7 protein-coding genes are annotated in these 6,121 nt (G+C 34.7%); all 7 read right to left on the bottom strand.

The window, feature by feature from the left end; all coding sequences use genetic code 11:
• Positions 1-419: 419 nt before the first annotated feature.
• Positions 420-779 (bottom strand): 50S ribosomal protein L19, encoded by a 360-nt coding sequence (gene rplS, locus ES948_RS02850; protein WP_152183428.1) that lies wholly within the window; start codon positions 777-779, stop codon positions 420-422.
• A gap of 59 nt (positions 780-838) precedes the next feature.
• The gene (gene trmD / locus ES948_RS02845; protein WP_152183427.1) at positions 839-1,564 is read right to left on the bottom strand and encodes a tRNA (guanosine(37)-N1)-methyltransferase TrmD; all 726 of its coding nucleotides are present in this window, start codon (positions 1,562-1,564) and stop codon (positions 839-841) included.
• Between the two features lie 2 nt (positions 1,565-1,566).
• Entirely contained in the window at positions 1,567-2,109 is a 543-nt protein-coding gene (gene rimM, locus ES948_RS02840; protein WP_152183426.1) for a ribosome maturation factor RimM, read from the bottom strand.
• Positions 2,093-2,329 (bottom strand): KH domain-containing protein, encoded by a 237-nt coding sequence (locus ES948_RS02835; RefSeq protein ID WP_152183425.1) that lies wholly within the window; start codon positions 2,327-2,329, stop codon positions 2,093-2,095. Before ES948_RS02835 ends, rimM begins: the two co-directional genes overlap by 17 nt.
• A 2-nt stretch (positions 2,330-2,331) precedes the next feature.
• Positions 2,332-2,553 (bottom strand): 30S ribosomal protein S16, encoded by a 222-nt coding sequence (rpsP, locus tag ES948_RS02830; RefSeq protein ID WP_152183424.1) that lies wholly within the window; start codon positions 2,551-2,553, stop codon positions 2,332-2,334.
• Between the two features lie 249 nt (positions 2,554-2,802).
• Positions 2,803-4,161: a signal recognition particle protein gene (ffh, locus tag ES948_RS02825; RefSeq protein ID WP_152183423.1), complete on the bottom strand. Its 1,359-nt coding sequence runs from the start codon at positions 4,159-4,161 to the stop codon at positions 2,803-2,805.
• 43 nt (positions 4,162-4,204) lie between these two features.
• Positions 4,205-6,079, bottom strand: a complete 1,875-nt coding sequence (locus ES948_RS02820; protein ID WP_246153809.1) for a sensor domain-containing diguanylate cyclase — start codon at positions 6,077-6,079, stop codon at positions 4,205-4,207.
• Positions 6,080-6,121 lie beyond the last annotated feature (42 nt).

Here is a 6,121-nt window from a genome sequence, read left to right as displayed (position 1 = left end):
CTTCAACTCGAAGTGTCTCCGTTTGTGGATGGGAATTATAGAGAAAAATAACTTAATGTTTTATTAAATTCTAGGCATTAATTTCAATAAAAGTTGCTTCTGAAAAATTTGGCACATCATCATAGGAAAATACTGCATAATACTTGTGTACTTCCCTATCACCAAAACTATCATATGTAACAGACAAATTATTGATATACAGGAAAGGTTAAATCATAGACCTAGAAAAGTCCTAAACTATAAAACTCCATATGAGGTATTCTTTGGTAAAATTGCACAATGGATTGACGACTCAAAACTACACTATAAAAATCAGATTGTCGCACTTGATTGTTGAATGGGCGTTATAAAAAAGTATTATTATTGAAAGTTTTATTAAAAGGAAATTAGAAAGTTGAAGAAGGGGAGAGTTAGAAGAATTATTTTCTTCTAAGCTCTTTAATACGTGCTTTTTTACCTGCAAGTCCACGAAGATAGAAAAGTTTTGCACGACGAACACGACCGCGACGAATAACTTTAATCTCGTTGATTGAGTCAGAGTAAATTGGGAAGATTCTCTCGATACCAACACCGTTTGCACCAATTTTACGTACTGTAATAGTTTGACCAGTACCTTGACCACGTTTAGCGATACAAACACCCTCGTAATTTTGTACACGAGTTTTGTCACCCTCTTTAATTGTTACTGCTAAACGAACAGTATCACCAGCACGAAAATCAGGAATGTTTTTCTCAGCGATTTGTGCTTTTTCAAAGTTTTCTATGTACTTATTTCTCATAAGATAAGTCCTTAATTTTATTTTATAAAATGAAGAAAAACTTCATTTTTCTCTTTACGCTAACGCTTGGTTCTCTTTTTTAGAGTATCCAGTGCAGTAGTGCAATTATATTTTATTAGCTGTTCTGGTCTGAAGAACTTGGTCTTACATTCAGATAAGGCTAGTTTTAGTGAGCGAATTTTACTATGATTTCCCTTTAAGTATTCTGATGGAACACTTAAACCTTCATAGTTTTGTGGTTTTGAAAAGCTGGGTGCTTCAAGAAGTGGCGTCTCAAAACTCTCAATCTCTAAAGACTCAGCATTTCCAAGAACTCCGTCTATATTTCTACTTGTTGCATCACATATCACCAAAGAAGCAAGCTCGCCTCCTGTTAATATGTAATCTCCGATAGAATAGACTTCATCGGCATACTTTTCAATAACTCTCTCATCAATCCCCTCATAACGTCCACTCACAAACACTATATGAGACTTTTTTGCTAAACGTTTTGCATCATTTTGCATAAAACGTTTGGCAACGGGAGTTAAGAAGATGATATGAACATCCTCATCTTTTTGTTTCAAATCATCAAGTGCGTCAAAAAGTGGTTGGGGATTCATTACCATCCCAGCACCACCTCCAACTGCTGTATCATCAACTTTAAAGTGCTTGTTCTTTGAGTAATCTCGGGGATTAAGATAATCAATCTCCAAAACACCCTTCTCGATTGCACGCTTTAAAATCGAGTCTTTAAAATAACCCTCAATCAGGTTAGGAAAAAGTGTAACAAATGTATACTTCATCTCTATGATGCTTCTAGTATATCCATAGCGCCACGTAACTCGATACGTTTTGCTTCAATATCTACAGCAACTTTAAACGGCTCTATAAAAGGAACTAAAAAGCTCTTTGGTAAACCATCTTCTACTAAAGATGCATCTGTTACAATACTCAAATAATTTGTAACATTAATTCTCTCGACCTCTTTAACACGGCCAAGTAATTTTCCATTTTCATACACATCACAATCTTCTAAGTCAAAAAAGAAGTACTCACCCTCATTCAAGTGACAGTTTTTTCTTGTCTCTTCGTAAGTTGTAAAAAGTTTCGCATTTGTAAACTTTTTAGCATCTTCTGGATTTGTAATATTGTTTATCTTCACAAGTCCACGATCAAGATTAACATCACTCAAAGTGATTTTCTCTTTTTTGTTTATAAGAAATGATGCTCCAGTTTTAAACTGTTCTGGAAAATCTGACTTAATATGCAACTTCATATCACCTTTGATCCCGACAGTTTTGCCGAGCGTTGCGATATGAAGCAGGGGCTCTCTAGACTGGTTCGACATTTATGCGGTAACTCACACCATCTTTAGCTTTACAGCCAGAGATAACTGTTTTAATGGCACCAATCATCTTACCACTCTTCCCAATCAGTTTACCAATATCTGCCTGATTGGCATAGAGAACTATCTCTGTTATTTCGTCGCCCTCTTGAACTTCAACTCTTATATCATCAGGATTTGATGCTATCAGTCTTGCAAATTGTGCGACAAAATCAGCAATCATGATTAACGACCAGTTATCTTTTTAACGCGATCACTCATTTTAGCACCAACGCCTAACCAGTAATCAACTCTTTCATTATCTACTTTAAGCTCTTTAGTCATTGGGTTGTAGTATCCAATAAGCTCAATCCAACCACCATCTCTACGTTTACGGCTATCTGTTACCGCGATACGGTAAAATGGTCTTTTCTTTCTTCCCATACGAGTAAGTCTAATTACTGTCATTTAATTTCCTGTTTTATATTTTTACCTATTTACTGGTTAAGTCTGTACATTATAAAGAAGAGGGGAGGAAGGTGTAACTGTAGTATAAATTAAAATTTATAAAATAATTTGCTTCCCTCTTACCATCTCTATAGTTGGATGTACACATTTAACCAGTAAAACAGGCTAAGAATCTTCTTATCACAGAGGTATTGTTTAAGAAGATTTTAATTTCGGTGGAATTATAGCTGAACTTTTTTAAAAAAGCAACTATCTTGGCAGACCACCTAGCCCGCCAGGGCCTCCACCCATCTGTCCCATCATAGACTGCAATTGTTTCATGCCATTTTTACCTGAGAATTTCTTTGCCATTTTCCCAGCATTTTTAAACTGCTTAATCATACGATTTATCTCAACAACATCAAGTCCACAACCTTTTGCAATTCTCTGTTTGCGTGAGTTATTTAAAAGCTCAGGGTTTTCTCTCTCTTTTGGTGTCATAGACGCAACCATCGCCTTAATGTTACTTAACTCTTTAGAGTTTTCAAGGTCGAAGTCTTTAATCGCTTTGGACATATTTCCCATTCCTGGAATCATACCCATAATAGAGCTCATAGAGCCCATCTTTTTCATCTGCTCCATCTGTTCTAAAAAATCATTAAAGTTGAATTTTCCTTTTTGAATCTTTTTAGTAAGTTTTTTCGCTTGTTTCTCATCGATTACGTTAGCAGTTTTCTCTGCTAGTCCTTCAATATCTCCAAAGCCCATAAGACGATTTACGATACGCTCAGGTAAGAATACTTCCAAATCTTCCATCTTCTCACCCATACCGATAAAGCGAAGTGGCACTTTTACCTGCGATGAAAGACCAAGTGCAACCCCACCTTTTGCATCACCATCATACTTTGAAAGGATTACTCCATCGATTCCGATTTTTTCTTTAAATGTTGTTGCAGTTCTCACAGCATCTTGACCAGTTAATGAGTCTGCTACATAAAAAATTTCATCTGGTTGTGCTACTTCTTTAACAGCTTGCAGCTCTTGCATCAGTTCATCATCAATAGCTAAACGTCCAGCAGTATCTATGAGAACTACATCAAAGATTTTTGAGTTTGCATATTCAAGTGCAGCTTTGACTACCTCAACAGGATTTTTCGTTGCCTCATCTTCATAGAGTTCTACTTCTATCTGCTGTGTGATTTGACGAAGCTGCTCAACTGCCGCCAAACGCTGTAGGTCGGCTGCAACGATAAGAACTTTTTTACCCTTATTTTTCAAATATGTTGCCAGTTTACCTGTCGTTGTTGTTTTACCAGAACCCTGCAGACCTGTCATTAAAATAACAGTCGGAGGATTTGGAGCAAAAACAAAACCTTTATTTCCACCAACATCTAAAAGTTCATGAAGTGTTTTACGAAGTGCTTCTAAGAATTGGTCTTTTCCAATACCTGCTTTTTTTGTTTCAAGCTCAACACTGCGAATAAGTTCTTTAACAACTTTATGGTTTACATCTGCTTTGAGTAAGTTCTTTTTTAACTCATTTAATGCTTTAGAGAGTGCTTTTTCATCATCGTGAAAACGAATCTTTTTTATTGCATTTGTAAATGAATCTGTTAATGTAGAAAACATATAAGCTCCTGTAAAAAGTACGCAATATTATCTTATTTTTGCTTTATGCTTGCTTTGCTACTTTTACCATATTACGACCGCCCTCTTTTGCTTCATAGAGAGCATCATCAGCCATATCTACACACTGTTCAACGCTCATTCCATGTACAAATGTAGCTACACCAAAAGATGCTGTTTTATGCCCTATAACATTAAACTCATGCTCTGCTATGATTTTACAGAGCTTTTCAGCTAAAAAGGCTGCTTTATCAAGATAGGTATGTGGTAAAATGATTAAAAACTCTTCACCACCCCATCGTCCGACTATATCATCTTTACGAATTGATTTTTGTAACAATGCAGCAAACTCGACAAGGACCTTATCACCTACTAAATGTCCATATTCATCATTCACTGTTTTGAAGTAATCTATGTCTACAAGAATAATACTACACTCTTCAGAGTGTCTGTTAAATCGATAATACTGCTTCATCAGTATCTCATCAAGATAGAGACGATTGTTTATTTTTGTCAACTGATCAATTCTTGCCAGATTTTCCAACTCGAACTCTTTTTCTTTCAGCTCTGTAACATCTGTTAAATAACCTACAAAATTAATAATCTCACCATTTTCATCTCTTACGATAACTGTATTGTCAAGGATCCATTTGATCTTTTTATTTTTAGTAACTATCCTGTATGGTTCATGTGTGAAAAAATAGGCTTCTACTTTGATTGCTGCTTGCACTTCTTGTTCTACTCTTGCAATATCACTACTATGAATACAGTTTATATATGCAACTTTATTTGAAGCAAAATCATTCTGAGAATACTCTAATAAATTCTCAACACTCTTTGATACAAAGCTGACACTCCATTTTTCATCATTATTCCACTTAAAAAGCACAGCATCACTTAAATCAAATAAAGAAAGTAAAATATCTTTATCTTTGGCTTCATTTTCAAGCTCTTTATTTAAAGCATCCACTTTTGACTTTAATTTCGCTGGCAGGATTGACATAAAATATGAAAGAGGTAAAGAGAGAATAAGTACAATAAGTACAACCCATAAAAATTGATAGAAGTTTTCCTTCACTTCTGCTGCAATATAATTCTCTTTTGGGACAAGAATTATTTTTAATCCTTCGTTGTTTGTAATCTTAAGATTGAGTATATAAGAATTCTCACTTTTTACATCTAAAAGGCTCTCCAGATTTTTCCCATTCTCTTTATCAAGATATCTGCTCCATTCGTTTTTATGCTGTGTATTGACTAACATATAATTATCTTTATCAATTAAAAAAACATTATAAATATCACTCTCAACTAATGAGTGTAAAAAATCGTTCACAAAAACATTAATAATCAAAATTCCTTTTCTTTCACCTTTATAATAGTATGGTGTCCCGATACGAATTACAGGCTTTAAAGGTTCCTCTATCTTGCCATGTTCTACATTGAGATCAAGTTTTGAATACCAGTACTCTCCATCCCGAAGTTGCATAAGCTCTTTGAAATAGTACCTTTGTGCCTTGTTTTGTAAATATTTTCTATCAATGATATATGCTTCTTGCCGGGGATTGTTTCGCTCAACACGTATAACTTCATTTCCGTTCTTATCAATATATCGCAGTTGCATAATATCTGAAGATGTTTTTGCGATATCTAAAAAAAGTAATTCTGAGCATTTGCGGATTCTATTTTCTTGAAAGTTTTTCTGAAAAATCTTCGACTCTCGAATAGCTTTTAGTTTTCTCTGTGAAGCTTTAAGGTTTTGTTGAAAATCTTTTTGTATCTCTTCTGCATACAATGCAGCTTTTTTTAAGCTGTCCTGTCTGACAACCTCTTTATTGATTTTCATCATAAGAATCTGTGCAGCAATAGCTAGCAGTAAACCATACATTAAAAATATAAAAAATAGTTTTACTCTAAATGACATAGCATTTCCCAGATGATGAAAATCTTTTTCTTGTAGTGTAAG

The sequence above is a fragment of the Sulfurimonas indica genome (genome assembly GCF_009192995.1).
Taxonomy (GTDB): domain Bacteria; phylum Campylobacterota; class Campylobacteria; order Campylobacterales; family Sulfurimonadaceae; genus Sulfurimonas; species Sulfurimonas indica.
The sequence above is the reverse complement of the archived record's forward strand: the minus strand, read 5'-3'. Positions and strand labels throughout refer to the sequence as shown.